At 44.4% G+C, this 20,203-nt stretch carries 20 protein-coding genes and 1 tRNA gene; 10 read left to right on the top strand and 11 right to left on the bottom strand.

Features of this window, described 5'->3' with window-relative positions; translation table 11 throughout:
- Positions 1–82 precede the first annotated feature (82 nt).
- The 3 genes from ABWW54_RS12600 to ABWW54_RS12590 form a co-directional block, all read right to left on the bottom strand.
- A complete protein-coding gene (locus ABWW54_RS12600; protein ID WP_353412659.1) occupies positions 83–1,144 on the bottom strand; it encodes a FecR family protein in 1,062 nt (353 codons plus the stop codon).
- 1 nt (position 1,145) lies between these two features.
- On the bottom strand, positions 1,146–1,745 hold the full coding sequence (locus ABWW54_RS12595; protein ID WP_353412658.1) for an RNA polymerase sigma factor: 600 nt from the start codon (positions 1,743–1,745) through the stop codon (positions 1,146–1,148).
- A gap of 90 nt (positions 1,746–1,835) precedes the next feature.
- Positions 1,836–2,615 carry a TSUP family transporter gene (locus ABWW54_RS12590; protein WP_353412657.1) on the bottom strand — a complete coding sequence of 260 codons (780 nt, stop codon included), beginning with the start codon at positions 2,613–2,615 and terminating at the stop codon, positions 1,836–1,838.
- A 259-nt stretch (positions 2,616–2,874) separates the two neighbouring features.
- On the opposite strand from ABWW54_RS12590, the gene ABWW54_RS12585 reads away from it, so the two are divergent.
- The 3 genes from ABWW54_RS12585 to ABWW54_RS12575 are packed head-to-tail and all read left to right on the top strand — an operon-like array spanning position 2,875 to position 6,093.
- Complete coding sequence (locus ABWW54_RS12585; RefSeq protein ID WP_353412656.1) at positions 2,875–4,593, top strand: sensor histidine kinase; 1,719 nt, start codon at positions 2,875–2,877, stop codon at positions 4,591–4,593.
- 20 nt (positions 4,594–4,613) lie between these two features.
- On the top strand, positions 4,614–5,606 hold the full coding sequence (locus tag ABWW54_RS12580) for a response regulator (protein WP_353412655.1): 993 nt from the start codon (positions 4,614–4,616) through the stop codon (positions 5,604–5,606).
- 31 nt (positions 5,607–5,637) lie between these two features.
- A complete protein-coding gene (locus tag ABWW54_RS12575; protein ID WP_353412654.1) occupies positions 5,638–6,093 on the top strand; it encodes a YHS domain-containing (seleno)protein in 456 nt (151 codons plus the stop codon).
- Between the two features lie 7 nt (positions 6,094–6,100).
- On the opposite strand, the gene queF is transcribed toward ABWW54_RS12575, so the two are convergent.
- Together queF and uvrB are read right to left on the bottom strand one after the other, a co-directional pair.
- Entirely contained in the window at positions 6,101–6,952 is an 852-nt protein-coding gene (gene queF, locus ABWW54_RS12570; RefSeq protein ID WP_353412652.1) for an NADPH-dependent 7-cyano-7-deazaguanine reductase QueF, read from the bottom strand.
- Positions 6,953–6,955: 3 nt separating this feature from the next.
- Positions 6,956–8,962, bottom strand: coding sequence for an excinuclease ABC subunit UvrB (gene uvrB, locus ABWW54_RS12565; protein WP_353412651.1), 2,007 nt, complete (start codon positions 8,960–8,962; stop codon positions 6,956–6,958).
- A 284-nt stretch (positions 8,963–9,246) separates the two neighbouring features.
- Between uvrB and ABWW54_RS12560 the strand changes: the two genes are divergently transcribed.
- Entirely contained in the window at positions 9,247–9,849 is a 603-nt protein-coding gene (locus ABWW54_RS12560; protein ID WP_353412649.1) for a GspH/FimT family pseudopilin, read from the top strand.
- A 105-nt stretch (positions 9,850–9,954) separates the two neighbouring features.
- Positions 9,955–10,030, top strand: a tRNA-Asn gene (locus tag ABWW54_RS12555).
- Positions 10,031–10,188: 158 nt separating this feature from the next.
- Here the strand turns inward: ABWW54_RS12555 and ABWW54_RS12550 are convergent.
- Both ABWW54_RS12550 and ABWW54_RS12545 read right to left on the bottom strand, forming a co-directional pair.
- Positions 10,189–10,899, bottom strand: a complete 711-nt coding sequence (locus ABWW54_RS12550; protein ID WP_353412648.1) for a Crp/Fnr family transcriptional regulator — start codon at positions 10,897–10,899, stop codon at positions 10,189–10,191.
- Positions 10,900–11,852: 953 nt separating this feature from the next.
- Positions 11,853–12,068: a hypothetical protein gene (locus ABWW54_RS12545; protein ID WP_353412646.1), complete on the bottom strand. Its 216-nt coding sequence runs from the start codon at positions 12,066–12,068 to the stop codon at positions 11,853–11,855.
- A 188-nt stretch (positions 12,069–12,256) separates the two neighbouring features.
- Here ABWW54_RS12545 and ABWW54_RS12540 point away from each other — a divergent pair, with 188 nt between their 5' ends.
- Positions 12,257–12,823: a nitroreductase family protein gene (locus tag ABWW54_RS12540; protein WP_353412645.1), complete on the top strand. Its 567-nt coding sequence runs from the start codon at positions 12,257–12,259 to the stop codon at positions 12,821–12,823.
- Positions 12,824–12,924: 101 nt separating this feature from the next.
- On the opposite strand, the gene ABWW54_RS12535 is transcribed toward ABWW54_RS12540, so the two are convergent.
- The 4 genes from ABWW54_RS12535 to ABWW54_RS12520 form a co-directional block, all read right to left on the bottom strand.
- A complete protein-coding gene (locus ABWW54_RS12535; protein ID WP_353412644.1) occupies positions 12,925–13,245 on the bottom strand; it encodes a 2Fe-2S iron-sulfur cluster-binding protein in 321 nt (106 codons plus the stop codon).
- Positions 13,246–13,347: 102 nt separating this feature from the next.
- Entirely contained in the window at positions 13,348–14,217 is an 870-nt protein-coding gene (gene panC, locus ABWW54_RS12530) for a pantoate--beta-alanine ligase (RefSeq protein WP_353412643.1), read from the bottom strand.
- Positions 14,218–14,299: 82 nt separating this feature from the next.
- Complete coding sequence (gene panB, locus ABWW54_RS12525) at positions 14,300–15,091, bottom strand: 3-methyl-2-oxobutanoate hydroxymethyltransferase (RefSeq protein ID WP_353412642.1); 792 nt, start codon at positions 15,089–15,091, stop codon at positions 14,300–14,302.
- A 39-nt stretch (positions 15,092–15,130) separates the two neighbouring features.
- A complete protein-coding gene (locus ABWW54_RS12520; RefSeq protein ID WP_353412641.1) occupies positions 15,131–15,787 on the bottom strand; it encodes a deoxynucleoside kinase in 657 nt (218 codons plus the stop codon).
- Positions 15,788–15,900: 113 nt separating this feature from the next.
- Here ABWW54_RS12520 and ABWW54_RS12515 point away from each other — a divergent pair, with 113 nt between their 5' ends.
- From ABWW54_RS12515 to ABWW54_RS12500, 4 genes are all read left to right on the top strand, one after another.
- The gene (locus tag ABWW54_RS12515) at positions 15,901–16,530 is read left to right on the top strand and encodes a putative outer membrane beta-barrel protein (protein ID WP_353412639.1); all 630 of its coding nucleotides are present in this window, start codon (positions 15,901–15,903) and stop codon (positions 16,528–16,530) included.
- A gap of 78 nt (positions 16,531–16,608) precedes the next feature.
- Complete coding sequence (locus ABWW54_RS12510) at positions 16,609–17,334, top strand: VC0807 family protein (RefSeq protein WP_353412638.1); 726 nt, start codon at positions 16,609–16,611, stop codon at positions 17,332–17,334.
- 143 nt (positions 17,335–17,477) lie between these two features.
- Positions 17,478–19,550 carry a methionine--tRNA ligase gene (metG, locus tag ABWW54_RS12505; protein ID WP_353412635.1) on the top strand — a complete coding sequence of 691 codons (2,073 nt, stop codon included), beginning with the start codon at positions 17,478–17,480 and terminating at the stop codon, positions 19,548–19,550.
- A 14-nt stretch (positions 19,551–19,564) separates the two neighbouring features.
- Entirely contained in the window at positions 19,565–20,203 is a 639-nt protein-coding gene (locus tag ABWW54_RS12500; RefSeq protein ID WP_353412634.1) for an RnfABCDGE type electron transport complex subunit B, read from the top strand.

The raw sequence follows: 20,203 nt of genomic DNA, 5'->3' as shown, positions 1-20,203 counted from the left end.
CGATGTTGACAATAACTTTACGTTAAAAAAAAAAGCACGGCCTGCGCCGTGCTTTTCCCGCTTATCTACTACAACCTAAATACTATTTAGAACTGTGTAGTAATATTTCGTCGCCAATTCGAGTCGAACTGACGCCAAAGTTTTGTTTTAAAATCAGCAATAACTGCTCCGTATCACCCGCCTTAAAAAAACCTCCAACGGAAACATTTGCCACCTCTTCATCCATAATCGTAAACGACAAAGGAGTGTACCTATCGATTTCTTTAATAGCCTCAGCCAAACTCTCACCTTGAAATACAAGCACACCTTGACGCCAAGAAAGCAAAGCTTCTGGATCTAGATCATCTTTAATTTCAGGTGTGTTTCCAATAATTTTCACACTCTGTCCAGGCGTTAAAAATAATTCTTGATAGGCAGAAACCTCCCCATCTGAATTATGGTTAACTTTAACTTTACCCTCTGTAACAAGAACTTCTGTATCGCCGCCAACCAACGCATCAATATTAAATGCTGTACCAACAGCGGTAACCTGATCATCACCCACGTTGACCACAAACGGCTTACTCGGATCTTTGGCAACATCAAAAAACACTTCGCCACTAATAAGCTCAAGCTGTCTTGTTGACGCACTGAAATCAACCCTAACTTCAGAATCGGTATTGAGTTGCAGCTTACTACCATCGTCCAGCGTCACTTGTGACATTTCACCAACAGCAGTTCGGTAAACCACACCACTGACAATAGAAGTTTGGTCGCTAGGCTCAACGGCAACTGGGGTCGCTGTATCAGGAACTGGACTATTAAAGTTATCACCACCGAAAAACCAAGTAGCGATCATAAGGGTTGCTGCAATACCCCAGGGAATAAACCCAGCTTTTTGGCCAAACTTTGATTCTCGAACCACGGATCGCTCTTGCAGCTCTAAAGATTCAATAGGCATCAGCTTCGCAATCGGAGAAAGAACATCCAGCAAATCCCACATAGACGCACATTTAACTAACGCCTCTCCGTTGACGGGTGATTCTTCTAACCATGACGACAGATCATCTTCTTCACTAACAGAAAGGCCTCGGTCAATCCTAGCAACCCAAGCAGCGGCCATTTCATCGACTTGTTCCATATTCGGAAAATTTATAGAGTTCATATTATTTCCCCACCTGATTCACTCGCTTATACTCACTCAAACTGGCTACTTTAGTGGTTCCGCCACGCCCTATGCTGGCAGTTTTGTTATCGTAATATTGCATCGTTCGCAATAGCCCTTTCGCTACATGCTTCTCAACCGTGCTTTCGGATATGCTCAGTTTCTTGGCTATTTCCTTCTGAGACAAGCCGTATATCTTCTTTAGAACAAATACCTTACGGCATTGTTCTGGCAACTCTTCGACCGCTGCACACAACAGCCCAAAGTCCTCTCGATTTAGCACTTCTTTTTCTGTTTGACTAGAAAATGTCGCCACATCGTAGGCGAACAATTTTTCATCGGATTGCTCGCTAACATCCACATCTGAATCCACTCTGCGCGCCAATTGAATACTTCTGTTAGCCAAGCGAATCGCCGTCTTCACCATAAATGCCTTGGGAAACAATATTTCTTGCTTGAGGGAAGACTGATAGGTATTGATGTACGTATCTTGTAAAATGTCTTCGATATCTTGCCGTGTCGCCGCCGGACGAATTTTGCTTAAAAGCGACGCGATGACGCGCTTATACTTCAAAAATTCTTCAGCTATTTTCTCAGACATAAAATGACCTCAGCCTACCTATTGTTAATAAATCATGATCCAATCAAATTGATTTAATCATTTCGATCAAGCACTAAAAACAACACAACACTATTGTTTAAACAACCAAACTGCCAACATTACCAAACACACACCAACGACTAAGCCTCGTAACGCATTCGGATTAATAGTCATTAACGCTCTCGCGCCCAAAGTAGCGCCTACAAACTGTCCAACCATCATTAATAGCCCTAAAAGGTACGCCACCTGATCAAACCATACAAAGATCAGTAAAGATGCCACATTGGTGGCAAAATTTAACGTCTTCGCAATCACGGTCGCTTTAATAATGCTGAGCCCTCTCAAACTGACGCCAGCCAGAACGAAAAATGACCCCGTTGCTGGTCCAAACATACCGTCATATAGACCAATAACAGGAACAGCCGTATTTCTGTACGCGTTTTGCGACATCTTCGGCTCGGACACTTCACCGTCAGGCTTAGGTGCGAATAAAAAGTACGCAACAATCAAACCAATAACCAATGGAATGATCAATTCCAATGTTTGGGCATCAAATGATTGCACCAAAAAAGCACCTATCAAGCCACCGACAAACGCAGTCAACATCGACCATTTGACCAGCGAAAAACTGACCTGCTTTTTGGACCATAACATCAGCGAAGCCGTTCCAGAACCAGCGCAAGCTTGTAACTTATTCGTGCCAAGTGCCGCCACCGGCGAAACTCCAGCAGCCAGTAATGCAGGAATGGTAATTAACCCCCCTCCACCGACCAACGTATCGATGTAACCGGCGGCAATCGCAGCCACGATTAGTAACAATATTGTGAACAGACTAAACTGCCCGATCATTATATTTTGGAGATCAAACATTACGGCTTTTAAGTGGAACTAAAATTTAGCCTACAGAGTTTAGAGTAGTCAGCAAAAATTTTCCGCTATCGCATCGGATATATTTTTACGTACCTGACATATATTCTTAAGTTGTTCGGTCTCAAAGAAAGACATTAATGGATATCACCTATAAATCAGCCATTGACCCAACCACTTAATTGATCGCACTCTGTTTCGACTTGAGCCTTTAAGTGATAAAAGTAAACATGGTTAAGCCATCTTCGCAAAGTAAAACAAAATGAAAAAGTACGCGATTACACTACTCGTTCTAACACTGATAGGGATAGCGTTGAGCATCTTACTGCTCACGCAAGATGAAAAACTGGATCAGACGGTTTTCAGACAAACAACCGAGTCTATTCAGAACCTACAATCTCTGGATAAAAACCTATTGGTTCTGCTCAATCAGTCCCGATTTAACAGTGAATTTGACCACGAGGTGCTGCTTGATACGAGCTACCAGTTAAGTGAAGAATTTTCCAACTTAAGATTTGAAGCACTCTTCGAGGAGATCGAAGGGAGCCCTGCACTGAGTGCCGCCGTTGAAAAGTTTGATGACAGTTATGCGTCACGCGAGGAGGAACTCGAGTCGTACTCAGAATCAAATGGCGCAATGTCGGCGGCAATCGCAAAAATAAGGTCCTACACAGAACGCATTCAGTCTCAGGACCTTGGTGATTCTAAAAACGTGGTGAATGGATTGTTGGGTGAGACTAATGCGCAAATATTTAATTTAACACTCGGCGGATCGCTGAAAGATAGAAATACAATCGTCAGTCAACTGAACGATTTACAAGTGGAAGCACCGACTGAGTCACTGGATTTATTCTCAGAGTATAAAAATGCGGTTATAGACATTTTAGACAATCACTCTCAATCGCAATCGAGCTATCAAATGCTCATCTCTCTTAACACAGGCCCACTACTGGATTCCATTGAACGCGAATATGTGAATTATCACAATCAGGCTATTAAGGGATCTACCTTCTTCCGAAACGCCCTCATTGTTTACGGGATCTGTCTATTAATTTCATTGATCGCGTTCGCCGGCCAAATTCGACGAAACTTCTTATTCCTGGAACAGGAAGTCGCGGACAGAACGGAAGAAATAAAATCCGCTTATGAGGAATTACAGGAGTCTCAAGAGCAGCTAATTCAGTCAGAAAAAATGGCTTCCCTAGGCCAAATGGTGGCGGGTGTGGCACATGAGATAAATACGCCGCTAGGATACGTATCAAGCAATGTGGAGACTTTAAAGTATAACATTGAAGATCTGTCCGGCATGGTCTCTGAACTCAATGCCTTGTACAAACAAGTATCAAAGACAGATCGAAACAATAAGGATATAACTCAACAGCTTATGGTTGTCCTTAAAAAATACAAGGACGTGGAGGCAAACGATCTCGTTGAAGAAAGCACGCAATTACTCGATGACGGAACCTATGGTTTAGTCGAAATTTCAAAACTTGTAAGTAGCCTTAAGGATTTTGCGCGCCTAGATAGACAAGCAACAGAGCATGTTAACTTACATGACTGTATCGAGAGCTCACTCACCATTGCCAGTAACCACATACGAGAAAACAACATTCAGGTTATTAGAGAATTTCAAGATCTCCCCAACGTGTGCTGCACACCATCGAAACTGAACCAGTTGTTTCTCAACGTTATTACTAACGCTTGCCAAGCTATGGGGCCATCTGGTGGCAACTTGACCGTATTAACAAGACAAAAGGACGATAAAGTGCTCTTGAGTTTTCAAGACGAGGGCATTGGAATGGATGAAGAAACCAAATCCAAAATGTTCGACCCATTTTTTACTTCGAAAGAAATTGGGGTTGGAACAGGTCTTGGTATGTCTATAGCCTTCAAGATTATTGAAGCCCACAATGGTATGATCGATGTGGTTTCCGAGCCCGGCAAAGGCACCACAATAACTATAATTTTACCCGCTGGATAACAGTCAGGAAAATGAACACCATGAGTGAACGAGATAGAAAATACACAGTGCTCTTTGTCGACGACGAACCTCGTGTGACCAGCGCGCTAAAAGCAATTTTTCGTCGAGAATACGAAGTTTCCATCGCCAATAGCGGCATAGAAGCATTATCTATCATGGAAAGCTCTCGCTTTGATGTGGTGGTTAGTGATCAGCGCATGCCCGGAATGCTCGGCAATCAGTTCTTAGCACAGGTCACCAAACTTTACCCACAAACCATGCGCATCCTGTTAACTGGGTTCATGGATAAACAAGCCATCGTTGACTCCATTAACGAAGGAGAAATTTACCGATTTATCAACAAACCTTGGCGCAATGACGAAATGCGTGAGGTGGTTGCGGAAGCTGCGCTGGCGTCTGAAATTCCAGCACTGCCCACCGTAAGCGACACACAAGAAGCTTCTGCACAATTTAAGAAAACCCTCAGTTCGCATAGCACTAAAACTTCCGCTGACAGTGATTCCAAAACTAAGGATCACGCCTTGCTGATGATGGAACAAGCTAAGGATATTCGGCACCAAATACGACGATTTTGTAGCGATCACTCGATTATGATTTATGGAACTCAGAACATTGAGCAGGCTGTGGCAGCCGCAACGTCTAGAAAGAATATTGGCGTGGCCGTTATTGAACTTTCGGAGGATACTCGAACAGCGCTTCAAACAATTAATTTATTGAAAAGAGCTCGACCTGAAATAATCACGATCGCACTAACAGAAGAGTTTGATGCCCATACGGCCGTAGATCTAATCAACCAAGGTCAGGTGTTTAAGTATTTGGCCAAGCCGATTGATTTAGCGGGATTTCAGACCACCATAGAAAACGCATTTGTACGCCACCGATTTTTAAAAAAGCATAAAGCCGCGCATAAACGTTTTAAAGTTGAAAAAACAAAGGGCTCAGTTGTCTCAGGACTACAAGAAATGTTTGGCCGTCTAGTAGGCAATACAGATAAAAATAGCGCCACCACTTAAAACTTCAATAAATTAATTCATACCCAACACCATGAAAACTTCGAGAGTCACATCGGTATTCACTCTGCTAACTTTGCTCGCAATTTCCGTCACCTCCAACGCGGCAAAACCCATCTACTCAGGCGGTAAGGAGCGGGCTGCAATCAGAGGCTACGACACAGTCGCGTACTTCACAGAGAACAAACCAGTCAAAGGCCTGAAGGAGTTTGCATTTGAGTATAAAGGTGCTAAATGGCTGTTCTCTACCCAAGAGAACCTATCGTTATTTATAGCCTCACCTGAAAAGTACGCCCCTCAGTTTGGAGGTTATTGTGCTTATGCTGTTTCCAAGAACACAACGGCATCAATTAAGCCTGAGTACTTTACGATCCACGATCAAAAGCTGTATTTAAATTACAGTAAATCGGTTTACAAGCGATGGCTCAAAGATAAAGACGATTTAATTGAAGACGCGGAATCTCATTGGCCCGAACTCCTGAACAACTGAGTAAACACTACTGCCTATTTATACGCAGCAAAGGAGCCTGTGCAGACTCATCAGTACTACGAAACGGATTGATATCCAACCCACCTCTCCTAGTATACAACGCCTGAACGGATAACCTAGACAGCTTATGAGTGCGAAGCAAGTCCATGAAGATTCGTTCGACACATTGTTCATGGAACTCATTGTGTTGGCGAAACGAAATCAGATATCGCAAAAGCGCTTCTCGATCAATTGCTTGTCCAGAGTAGTCAATAATTACGGTAGCCCAGTCTGGTTGATTGGTAATAAGACAGTTAGATTTAAGTAAGTGGCTGTGCAAGATTTCTGAGGTTGTCCTGTGTTTATCACCCTCCGCGCATTGTAAAAGAGACGGGGTTAACTGGTACTCGTTGACAATGATATCTTGGTCATCCAAACACTCTCCTGGCATGTTTGTGACACGAAACTCGCTTAGATCATTGGCACTAAACACATTAACTGTCACCGGAATATCCAAAAGAGCCTCTAGATCCCGAGTTAGGACATTCAACACGGAGCGCATACTGGCAAAACGGGTTTGATTTAAGCTATTTAAATACAGCTTCAACGATTTTGATTCAACCAAACATTCACTGTTAAACGGGATGCTTATCCGGGCTAGCGCCACCACCGGCTTTCCTTTTTCGTTCAACCATGAGAGCTCATACGCATTCCATACATCCTCTCCAAAAAACGGTTGTGTGTGCTCGACCCCCAATTCAATCCGATTGAGCACTCTCGGCACCGCCTGAAGCAAACCAGGGTCGTAATCTCCTCCGTACTCAGTCGCTTTACCTAGGGATAATGAGTCTAGCAACTCCGATTTACTTGAATTGTTCACGGCTTATGCACTCTTTAAGTACTGAGATCTTATTTCTTCAATTTGATCACGCGCGCGCGCCGCTTTTTCAAACTCCAAATTCTCGGCATGTTGAAACATTTCTTTTTCCAACACTTGTAGCGCTTTTGCAAGCTCTTTAGGGTTGCTCAGGTCTGGCATGTCGCCAAATTCCACTTTCTTTCTGGCAATCTCCTGAGCGGCGGCATCACTGGTTGCTCCATCTATAATGTCTCTAACTGCCTTATGCACCGACTGAGGAGTAATGCCGTGCTTGGTATTATGCTCTTGCTGCTTAAGCCTTCTGCGGTCTGTTTCATCAATCGCGTACTTCATCGACTTCGTTATGCGATCTCCGTACAAAATGGCCTTTCCGTTCAAGTTTCGTGCTGCGCGACCAATGGTTTGTATCAAGGATCGCTTTGAACGTAAAAACCCTTCTTTGTCGGCGTCTAAAATGGCCACCAGAGAAACTTCAGGCATATCTAGCCCCTCTCTTAACAGGTTGATGCCCACCAAAACATCAAACTCCCCCGCCCGCAAATCACGAATTATCTCAACACGTTCAACCGTATCTATATCAGAATGAAGATATCGAACTTTCACGCCCGCGTCAGTCAAGTAATCAGTCAAATCCTCAGACATGCGCTTGGTCAGCGTCGTAATCAATACCCGCTCATCTTTTGCAACCCGCTTTGTAATCTCAGATAAAACATCGTCAACTTGTGTACCCACTGGTCTAACTTCTATCTCGGGATCAATCAACCCCGTCGGCCTGACCACTTGATCTACCGTTGCTGGATTTTGTTCCAACTCATAGTCTCCAGGTGTCGCCGACACAAAGACTGTTTGTGGCATCAAATTACGGAACTCTTCAAACTGCAGAGGCCGGTTATCCATCGCCGAAGGCAAGCGAAAACCATACTCGACCAACGTTTGTTTTCGGGATCTGTCTCCTTTATACATTGCCCCCAGCTGCGGCACCATTACGTGGCTTTCGTCCAAGATCATCATGGCATTCGGAGGCAAATAATTAATCAATGTCGGTGGCGCTTCACCAGCCTTAGCGCCCGACAAATATCTCGAGTAGTTTTCGATACCATTACAGTAACCGAGTTCTTGCATCATCTCTAAGTCGAATAGAGTACGCTGTTCTAGACGTTGTGCTTCGACTAATTTTTCATGCTCGCGAAGGTAACTCAATCGCTCTCGAAGCTCTTCGCGAATTTGCTCACAAGCTTCCAACACTTTTACTCTGGGAGTGACGTAATGAGATTTGGGGAATATCGTGACACGTTTAAGGTCTTCTTCAACAGCCCCAGTCAACGGATCGAAACGAGAGATTTTATCCACATCGTCACCAAACAACTCCACTCGGATGGCGTATCTTTCCGATTCAGCTGGAAAGATGTCAATCACGTCTCCTCGAACTCGAAACGTTGCTCTTTTTAACTCAGTATCGTTTCGGGTGTATTGCAGCTCAGCTAACCGCTTTAAAATGGCACGCTGATCCATAATGTCGCCTATACTCACATGAAGGATCATCTCATGGTAAGACTGTGGATCCCCTAACCCATAGATCGCCGACACGGTTGCAACCACTATCACATCTTCTCTTTCTAACACTGCCTTTGTGGCCGATAGTCGCATCTGGTCAATGTGTTCATTGATGGCAGCATCCTTTTCAATAAACGTATCGGAACTTGGCACGTATGCTTCAGGTTGATAGTAATCGTAGTAGGAGACAAAATACTCAACCGAATTATTGGGGAAAAAATCTCGCATCTCTGAATACAGTTGCGCCGCCAATGTTTTATTCGGTGCCATCAGAATGGTAGGTCGTTGAATTGTCTGAATAACGTTCGCCATGGTAAACGTCTTACCCGAGCCCGTGACGCCCAACAGGGTTTGAAACGCCTCTCCATTTTGCAGCCCATCCACCAAGGCCTCAATAGCCTGAGGTTGATCACCTGAGGGAGTGTAGTCACTAACCAGTTGGAATTCTCTTTTCATATTTTGCCTTGAAATTAATACACTACAAGCTGCATTAGCCAGCAGCTAAGTATAGAACAGACTGATACCGTGGGTGTGTTTTTTACGCCACTGGTTAATTTGCGCACCAGGGCAAACTACGTTAGGATTTACGCCTGTCAAGGATATGACATTTGCCGTCTAGCGTTCAGACGCTGGCTACGAAGAAAACCATTCAATCACAAGAATGACGCTACCGCACTCGCCTGCACTTTACCGTCATTAATGGGTCCGAATGAAAAACATTGCCTACCAAGGAGGAATTTATGGCTAATACAAAATTAATTCATACCAAATCAAACACTCAGCTCTTCGCAGTCGAATCAGGCTTTTCGCTTCTCGAAGCGATTATCGCGATAACGATGTTCGCCACTTTAACGCTCATTGCCGTACCCAGCTTTGCTTCCATCGTAGGCAAAACAAAAGTAAATGTTGCGACTAAAGCCATGCTCGACTCCTTGGCTACGGCCCGATCAGCCTCCTTAAGTCACGGCGCGGTAGTCCTAATTTGTCAACTCTCATACACCCAACCGGGTAAATGCGTTGAAACCCCAAAGCGAAACGCAAACTGGGCGGCAACTGGGTGGAAAGTTTACTTAGATTTAAACCAAAACAACGTATACGATGAGCTTGATCAAACCTTAAGTAGCAAGGAAGCCCTCAACGATATTTCGCTTGTATTCAACCAGTCCGGACGATTAAGGTTCTTTGCCAATGGGTCAGCACGCAGCGCAGGGTTCTTGGTTTGCGGTAAGAACTCACGATTAGCCACACACCTCAAAATTCTTCACTCAGGCAGAACCCGAGTTACTAAACTGACATCGAAAAAGAACCTAGAGAAATGTATGACAGGCATCAAAAGTCACTAAAATTGCTTACTGTGATGGAAACTTCGTCCTAATGAAAATAAAAATTAAAAAATGCTTGACCGAGAAGTTCCAAATCAATATTATGCGCGTCACTTGAGAGGTTGTTCCCCGATAGCTCAGTTGGTAGAGCAAATGACTGTTAATCATTGGGTCGCTGGTTCGAGTCCAGCTCGGGGAGCCAATCAAGTATCCCAACAGGTTGTTTTAAAAGGATATAGTCAACCTAAACTCTGAATTGATACTATCTCTACAAAATATTAAAACACTCAATATTGATGCGTGGAGCTTGGCTTAATATCGGCCCATAAGGAAAAATGTCGCACACTCCGCACCTCAACTCTAATTACTAATTCTGATTTCAGACTCTTCTCTTAACGCGCCCACATCCGTGATAACGTACCGATTATTACGCTTAACAATGATCCCCTCTTCACCCCATCGTCTAAAAATCTGATTAACCCTCTGTCTTGACCCACCACTCATCCTTGCAAAATCCGATTGACTGAATTTTACGGGCAAAACAACACCCTCGTCACCATCCTGACCAAACAATTCAACCAAGTGTAAGACCCGTGTAGCAACTCTGGCGTTCAGCGGCTTAAACATAAGCGTCTCCACCAGCTGATACAGAAGCTTAGCTCTGGCAATAATATCCAACATGATATTTTTATAGAAAGGAGCGGTATTGCTCAGAGTTTGCTCAATCACACTGATCGGCACAACCAAAATGCTAGCGTCGGTGATCGCCTGAGCTTCCAGGGGCATCCCCATGTGCTCTTCAAAAGAAGCCTCTCCAAACCAACGCCCTTTCTCCCAAATGGTCAACACCAACTCCTCGCCAGAAGGGTCGATGATAGAAAGCTTGACCTGACCTTCCAAGATGCAAAAAACACTCTCAGGCTGACTGCCAATCATGTACACAAACTCGCCTTGCTGGAGAGCCTTTAAACTAGAAAGCTGAACCAACTGACTCGCCTCATCGTGGGGGACTCCTTGAAACCACCCTTTTTGCGCAAGCTCAACTATGTTTTCGATCTGACTGCGATCCACGTAAAATTACCCGATTACCCTAAACCAAAATATGATTTATAAAGTATGGTTTAAAGAAAGAGCTTGATCAACAACAGAATAAATATATTTATAAACAATACATTATGTCCAGAACTGACTGAAAGTGTCACCTAGGTAACCATGATGAATTCAGGAAAATTAACACCCAATTTCAGCTGAATCTTTAGCCCTATTCTGAAAAAAGAGCGCATCAAATAGCGAGAACAAATCCAACAAAACGGCGGCCGTCGCGTTCGAAACACCTAAAAAAACACCCGAAGTCTGAATTTAGACACCTCGAGACCCTCGTAAGCTCTTGATTTACAATGCGGCGTCTTAAATCAAACACTTGTTTAAAGACACAGCAATCTTCACACTGAGTTACTGGCTTTTGATTCTAATCGTTCAATCTCTTGCATTATGAAAATGCCTAAAGTTGAACATTTACGTACTCCAGTCAGATGCCTTGAAGGCATTTAAAGCAAATTAGTGGCAACCCCTTGCTCTTGAAAGAGACTGAGACAGTATTTGGCAAGGCGTGATTGAGCGCGGAAGAAGTTTAAGAATATCGAATTCGATAAGAACAAGTTAATTACGTGTAGTGAAAAAATAGAAAAGGCCCTTGAGCGGGTAACTCAAGAGCCTTATGGAAAGTAAAAGTCACGCCTAGCAACTTCCTTCCCAGCTTCGTCACCAATTCCTTTTTGATGACTCGCTCGGTATTCAGTGATGGGTCAAATCACATTAGTCAACTAAGTAACCGCTTAAATTGAAAGCTTACTTAAGCAGCCATAATACATAGTTTTCCGAGCCGATATGCGCGGGTCAGACGCACTTCATTAAGATAACACAAAATTTTGCGATTGTTAAAACATGTCTCAAACTTATTTAGCTTGACGCATGTTTCGCTAGACAATTTCGGCTCTAATATTTTTCTGGCTAAGCATTAAAAATTAGACCACCTCGAACTCGGCGGTGAATAGGAACAACACCAAACCTACGATTAAGTTACGCCTTTTCAATAACTTAATAGCATAGAGAGAAACATTCTCAGGGAAATAGGGCAGCCTATTCATACTCACCCAACCATGAACCCACCATCTGAAAAAACTCATCCAATGGTCAAACCCACCTGGACAAGCACGAAAATCAGCAATAAGTTCACGCATGAATACGTATTCATAAGAAAATAGACACTATGCAAGATTATATTTAGAGGATAGAAATCCAATATTTTCTTTTTTTGTGGGAAGTGCATAGAAAATAGAATCAAAATTAATTTTCAAACCATGCCCTTTTTTTATTGGACAGCGAGATATAATGCTTTCAAATTGATCCTAATTTAAAAATTTTAGCCATGGACGCAATTAGCGCACTGCATAACCGTATATCGGTAAACTTACTCGATTCGCCGGCTCCGACCAAAGACCAACTTGACAACATATTCAAAGCAGGGTTGAGAGCCTGTGACCACAAAAACCTCAGACCTTGGAAATTTTTGCTCATTCAAGGTGATGCTCGGCATGCATTTGGCAAGCTTATGGCGTCGGTAAAGGAAAAAAGCAGTCCGGCAGGTGAATGCAGTGAAGAACTAAAAACCAAATTGCTTTCAAAGCCATTGAGAGCCCCGACCATCATTACCGTGGTTGCCGACATCAAAGTGCACGATAAAGTACCAGAAATCGAACAGATACTGTCCGCTGGCGCCGCTGCTCAGATGATGATGACAGCAGCCTTTGCACAAGGGCTGGGCGCAATATGGCGATCCGGGAGCATGATGTTCGAGACCACGATGCAGGAAGGATTGGGCCTAACGAAAGACCAGAAAATAATTGGGTTTCTTTACATTGGGCAAATAAAGGCCTGTAAAAAAGTCCCGGATTTAAAAGTAAGCGACTTTGTTGAAGTTTGGGGTAGCAACTAAACATATTACTGCTCACTACCCAAACTCTCAGCTCAATAAACGATAACCTTTGAAACACGATTACTTTTGAGCGTCAAAATGGAAGTACCTCAGCCAACACCCTAGAACTGACTTTCAGGCGTTGTGATGATCAGGCCATCCATCTCATCACTAATATGCACTTGGCAAGCCAACCTTGAGGCCTCGGTTACCTCTTCAGCAACTTCAAGCATCTCCGCTTCCAGGTCACCGGGCTTCCCGACCACCTTCAGCCATTCTTCATTCACAAAGACGTGACAGGTGGCACAAGCGCACGCACCGCCGCAATCGGCATCAATTCCCGGTATATCGTTCGAAGTCGCCACCTCCATGACTGTATCACCAGAGCTTGCTTCGACACTCCTTTCATTGCCTTGATAGTCGACAAATGTAATTTTAGGCATTCTATAATCCGATATATTGGGTTGTTTTTTCTGAGGAGGAATTTTACGAGTAAGCATCGCTCGGTTCAAGGTATTGGCTCAAATAACCAAGCGAAGCTCAGCTCAGTCTGTTAGCTCAATCTCAAGATTATCGATTAATCTCGCTTTGCCCAGTTGGGCGGCCGCGACGACGACCAATGATCGATCCCCTTTTTTAGCGGGCATCAAGTCAGATTGACGGGCAATTGTTATATATTGAGGCTTAAAACCCACAGCCTTAAGCCTCAATTTGGCCTCGGATTCTAATACGTTTAAACTCTTTTTGGATTTTACAGAGGCAAATTCAGACAACTCCTTCTTCAGCCATTGAAGCGTACCTTGCAGCGTCGCAGCCGCCTCCACTTGCTCGTCCGTCAGATACCCGTTTCGCGAGGACAGTGCTAAGCCCTGTTCGTTGCGCACAGTATCCACGCCGACTATTTGAATTGGATACGCCAGATCTTTGGTCATACAACGTATGATTGCTAACTGCTGGTAATCTTTTTTACCAAAGACCGCTACGTCGGGCTGAACCATATTAAATAAACGACTCACGACCGTCGTCACGCCATAAAAATGCTCAGGACGATCCTTACCACAATAGAGATCACCGATATTAGGAACATACACAACCGTTTGCTTTTCCAGCTCAGTTGGATACATGGTTGTTTGCTCGGGCAAAAATAGAACATCCACTCCCAATTCAGCGAGTAAGCGCGCATCCTCATCCGGGGTGGACGGGTAGTTGGCCAGATCTTCATTCGCCCCAAATTGCGTTGGGTTAACATAAATGCTCACCACAACAAAATCAGCCCGCTGTTGAGCAGCGCGCACAAGCTCCAAATGTCCGTGATGCAAATTGCCCATGGTGGGCACAAACCCAACCGTTTTTCTGTCCTTTCTGGCTGCCTGAACCGCAGCCCTCAATGATGATACGCGTTGTACCTTATTCAAAACCAGCTCCTAAATTTTCCAGTTTGCACAGGCGTATTCCAACCCGAACAACCAGATAATACGTGAATTAAGACTAACAGAGTTAATTAAAACTATGTTGCTCTGTGGGGAAAACCCCTTGTTTCACTTCCGCAACGTAGTTCGAAACGGCCTCCTGTACCGAACCAGCACCCTCCATGTAGTTTTTAGAAAACTTAGGGCTCTTTTTAGGATAAATACCGAGCATGTCCTGGAGCACAAGAACCTGCCCATCGCACGCTGGGCCAGCCCCTATACCAATTGTGGGTATACTCAATCGATCCGTTATTTCTTGCGCAAGCGTTTGCGGCACTGCCTCTAGCACCACAGCAAAGGCGCCAGCTTGCTCCACTCCCAAGGCGTCCTCAAGCAACTGCTTGGCAGCAACACCGCGCCCTTGCACTTTAAACCCACCAAGCTGATGAACAGATTGTGGCGTCAGACCAATATGCGCGCATACGGCGATGCCACGCTCCACTAAGAACTTTATGGTTTCAACCTGCAGTTCTCCACCTTCAAGCTTCACCGTGTGCGCACCGGCTTGCATTAATTTCACGGCATTTTCGTAAGCCTGCTCTTTATTCATCTGATAGCTTCCAAACGGCAAATCGCCAACTATCATCGAATTCGATGCTCCGCGAGCGACACATTGCGTGTGATAGCAACTGTCTTCGATCGAAACAGGGATCGGCGTCTCATGCCCTTGCATTACCATGCCTAAGGAGTCTCCAACCAAAATTGCGTCAACCCCTTGGGCATCTGCCAATGCCCCAAAACTATAGTCATAGGCTGTAAGCCATGTGATTTTATCTTTGTCTGCCTTCATCTTTTTCATGCTTGTGACGGTAACAGCCATAGTGAACTCCTGAATTGTTTTATCGGCGCTTAATATAGATTAAGCAGCTAGAGGGTTAAAGAAATGCTTTCCAGCCTGTATCTTTGCTATCTGAGACATGAGTGCCGCAAAATGCTGATCATTTTCAATCGGATTAAAGTCCGCCGCATTCACGATCAATAAGGGCGCTGCGGTGTAGTTATGAAAATAGTCTGTGTACGCGCTAGAGAGCCTTCCCAAATAGTCTTCGTTGATTCTTTGCTCAAAACCTATGTTCCGTTTTTTAATTCGTGACTTTAAGACTTTTACCGGTGCTTGAAGATAGACAACCAAATCCGCTCGAGTTTCAGGAATAGCCAAACTGTTAAATACTTGCTGGTATAACGCCAGTTCTTCACTATTTAATGTTAATCGAGCAAATATAGGATCTTTTTCAATCATAAAGTCCGCCACCAGCAGTCTGGCGACATTCTTAGCGTCCGCACCGAGCTCTGAGAGCTGACTAACTCGCTGCATAAGGAAATAAAGCTGAGTATGCAATGAGTAACGCTCAGGATCCTTATAAAACTTAGCCAGAAATGGATTTTCAGCTGGTTTCTCCAAAAAAAGCTCTCCCCCGAAAGTGTCAGACATCTTTTTGCTTAGCGATGATTTACCAACGCCAATCGGTCCCTCAATAACAACGTACTTCTTATCTAGGTTGATCGTTTTCAGCATAAACTACTCACTGAGTTAACTAATTAATCGCATTAGTATAAATAACTTTGACTCTATTAAGCTCCTTTTTTAGTATCATTGCGAATTCTGAGAACCCATACATCCACTCAATCATGTCATTTGCCAAGTTAGTCACTATATGCAGTATTCTAGCTGCCACTGTTTACCCACATCAGTCTTTCGGCGATTCGCCGAGTTTTACCTATGTAGGCACTCAATACATAGCTAATGGCGATTTCAGTGTTGGTGATGGCAACTTGTCTGCCGACCTAGGCTTAGATGGTTTCGCGCTTGACGCAAGCCTAGAATTGGGCATTTTTTTTATTCAGGCGTCACGCTATGAACTAGAGAGTGATCAGCTGCTTGGTGGGAGCATCGAAGATAATATAAGCACAGTGGCTGCTGGTATGACATTCGAGTTACCTCAATCTCAGCTATATGGTCTTGTTCGTGCCAGACGTGACGAACTCAAAGGAAGGCTTGGCAACCTCACAGAAGAATTGGATGGAACAACTGTTGGGGTGGAAGCAGGATTAAGAATAAACATCACTAATCGTTTTGAATTGAATGCGAATGTTGGCGTTCCGAGCATCGATGAAGGAACGAGTTATGGAGCTGGCGCCCAGTTTTTTATAACAAACAACCTTGGATTAACCTTTGACATTAGAAGCATAGAGCTTGAAGAGGGTGATGTAGAAGCTAAATTCGACACTACTTCCATCGGCCTGCGCTTCTCATTCTAGCTCTTGAGAGAGCCACACTTTAGCGCCCTTCTCCGCCTTTTTTGGCTCCCTATTTAGTACTATCCAGCGACAACACTAATGACCGAACAAGAATTACCAAACTCAACTACTAAACCATCCTCTCAAAAAGGGTCTGGAGGTCTTCTTGTCGACCTCATTTTTTGCGTGATTATACCAACGATCATTCTAAAAAAACTCAGTGGACACGACATGCTTGGGCCTACCTGGGCACTCGTAGCGGCACTCTCCTTACCATTAGGAATCGGAGTGTGGGAATTTATTCAGAAGAAGAAGGTCGGCTTCGTCCCAGCGTTAGGCTTCATTAGCATCCTACTAACAGGAAGCATCGGAATATTGAAGCTACCAAAGGAATACATAGCTTACAAGGAAGCGTTAATACCCAGCATCATCGGAATTGCGACGATAATTTCGGCCTACACTCGATTTCCATTGGTTAAAACCTTTCTGTTCAACGATGCGTTTATGGACACGGAAAAGGTAGACTCCGTCTTACTTCAGCAACAGAAAACAGGCGACTTCAACTCCGTAATGAAGAACGCAACGTGGATGTTAGCGAGCTCTTTTTTACTTTCTGCCATACTCAATTTTTTATTGGCTAAGTGGATCGTTGTGAGCGAATCAGGCACTGATGCGTTCAATTCAGAATTAGGAACAATGAACCTCTATAGCTACCCTGTGATTGTCTTGCCTTGCATGGTAATCACAATATTCACCATGATCTATGTATTCAAACAGATAAAGCGTTTAACCGGTCTCGAGCTGGAAGAGTTAATGCGGCAATAGGCATACCGATAGTAAGTCACTTCATCATCCATAATCATTGAGAAGCCGCCTCAAAACGGGTACATTAGCGGGCTTGATTTACAGCTATTTCACTAGGCAAAAAGGCTGTTCAAATAGACAAAACTTAGGTCTCAGCGCTCCATATGTCGAACTCAGAACCAAACACAACAGATCGTAATTCTCCTACACGTAATATTCTTGTTACAAACGCTCTTCCGTACGCTAACGGCCCCCTTCATTTGGGTCACATGGTCGGATTTATGCAAGCCGACATTTGGGTCCGCTATCAAAAGCTGCGTGGAAACCACGTAACTTATGTTGGAGGGGATGACCAACACGGCACTCCAATAATGCTCGGAGCCGAAAAGCAAGGAATCAGCGCATCTGAATTGGTGGATCAAGTTGAAGCCTCTCATAAAGAGTCTCTGAACGGATTCATGATTGATTTTGATAACTACACTGGCACCCATCATCGGGAGAACGAAGACTTAGTAAAAAACATCTATTCCGTTCTGCGTGACAAAGGGCACATCGATGTAAAGACAATTAAACAAGCCTACGACGAAGAGAAAGGCATGTTTCTGCCTGACCGGTACGTCAAAGGAACCTGCCCAAAATGTAACGCTTCTGATCAATATGGCGATAACTGCGAAGTCTGCGGCTCAACCTACGACACGACAGACTTAATTAAGCCTTACTCTGTATTATCGGGCAAGCCCCCGATTGAAAAGGAAAGCGAACATTACTTCTTTAAAGTCAGTGAGTTCGCGGACATGCTCAGTGACTGGAAAGATTCGGGCGCGCTGCAGCCTGAGATAGCCAACAAACTCGAAGAATGGTTTGAGAGCGGCATCATCGATTGGGATATCAGTCGCGACAAGCCTTATTGGGGTTTCGAAATACCCGATGCGCCAGGAAAATACTTCTACGTTTGGTTAGATGCGCCTGTGGGATATATGGCCAGCCATAAAATTCACTGTGAGAACACTCAGCAAGATTGGGGTAAATACTGGCTGGCTGAACAAAGCCAAGACACGGAACTCTATCACTTCATTGGGAAGGACATTGTTCGCTTTCATACTCTGTTCTGGCCCGCCATGCTAGAGGCAGCGGGTTACAGACGCCCTACCGGAGTCTTCGTCCACGGTTTTCTCACGGTAGACGGCGCGAAAATGTCCAAATCTCGTGGTACATTCGTGATGGCTGACACCTATCTGAAGCACCTAAACCCTGAATATTTAAGGTATTATTACGCTGCTAAGCTCAGCAACAGCGTTGTCGATATGGACTTAAATTTAGAAGACTTTTCCGCACGAGTTAATTCTGATTTAGTCGGAAAAATGGTGAATATCGCATCGCGCTGTGCAGGTTTTATTGTTAAACGCTTTGATGGTCAGCTAGCAGATCAAAGTGCCGCTCCCGAGCTGCACCAAGCGTTTGCCGATGCCAGCAACAGTATTGCGTCTCGTTATGAAAAACGCGAATTTTCTCAAGCCATGCGTGAAATCATGGCATTGGCAGACAAAGCCAATCAGTTCATTGACGAACATAAACCGTGGGTTTTAATTAAAGATGAAACGCAACTGGAACTGGTACAACAAGTATGTACAGCTGGAATCAATGCGTTTAGATCACTGTGCATCTACCTCAAGCCCGTACTTCCAGAGCTTGTGACGCAAGCTGAGGCATTCTTAAATATCGCTCCTTTAACGTGGGATGATATCCAAGCCCCATTGTTAGAGCACCCAATCAATAAATTTAAACCATTGATGACCAGAATTGAAAAGGACGCCGTCGAAGCAATGATAAATGAAAGTAAAAAGTCTCTAGAAGTTATAGAAGCGCCTGCAATCGATGCAAATACACCGCTCGGCTCAGACCCAATTTCAACTGAAGTTAGCTTTGATGATTTTGCAAAAATAGACCTCAGAATCGCTAAAATAGTGAAAGCTGAGCACGTCGATGGTGCCGATAAACTATTGCAACTAACCTTGGATTTAGGGGGCGAAACAAAAAACGTCTTCGCAGGCATTAAGTCTGCCTACAATCCTGAAGACTTGGAAGGAAAACTAACCGTGATGGTCGCGAATCTAGCTCCCCGCAAAATGCGCTTTGGGATGTCAGAAGGAATGGTTTTAGCTGCGGGCCCGGGCGGCTCAGATCTATTTGTTTTGAACCCTGATGAGGGTGCGCAGCCAGGCATGAGAGTTAAGTAAGAAGCATCAGTCAAATGAATCGTGACGACAAAATTAAGGCCATTGACGAATGGTTACCACAAACTCAATGCACACAATGCAGCTATCCCAGGTGCCACGACTACGCGGTTGCGATTGCCGACGGAGACGCCGATATTAATCAATGTCCGCCCGGTGGTGATGTTACCATCAGGGGATTAGCTAGCGTCACGGGTAAAATTGGTAAAAAACTCAATCCACAGTATGGAGAGCATAAGCCCAAGCGTGTGGCTGTTATCGATGAAACCGTCTGCATTGGCTGCGTCATGTGCATAAAAGCATGCCCCACCGACGCCATTGTTGGTGCTGCCAAACTCATGCATACAGTAATCGAAAAGGACTGCACAGGATGCGAGCTGTGTATTGAGCCCTGCCCAGTGGACTGTATAGACTTGTTAGAGCAACCCCATAACAGTGAATTAACCTGGCGTTGGGATGATTATTCGCCCGACGCAACCGCTCGCGCCAGAAAGCTCACCAACGCTAAACTAGAGCGAGAAGCTAAGCGTAGACAAGATAAAAGTTCAATGAGCAAACTCAAAGAACTGAGAAGAGAGAAAGGCCGTGATCAGATTAAAAGTGATATCGCAGCGGCTCTTGAACGAGTGAAACAACGCAATACCCCCTCATCGTAA

The sequence above is a fragment of the Arenicella sp. 4NH20-0111 genome, from assembly GCF_040366405.1.
Lineage (GTDB): Bacteria > Pseudomonadota > Gammaproteobacteria > Arenicellales > Arenicellaceae > Arenicella.
This window is presented reverse-complemented; position numbering and strand designations above follow the sequence as displayed.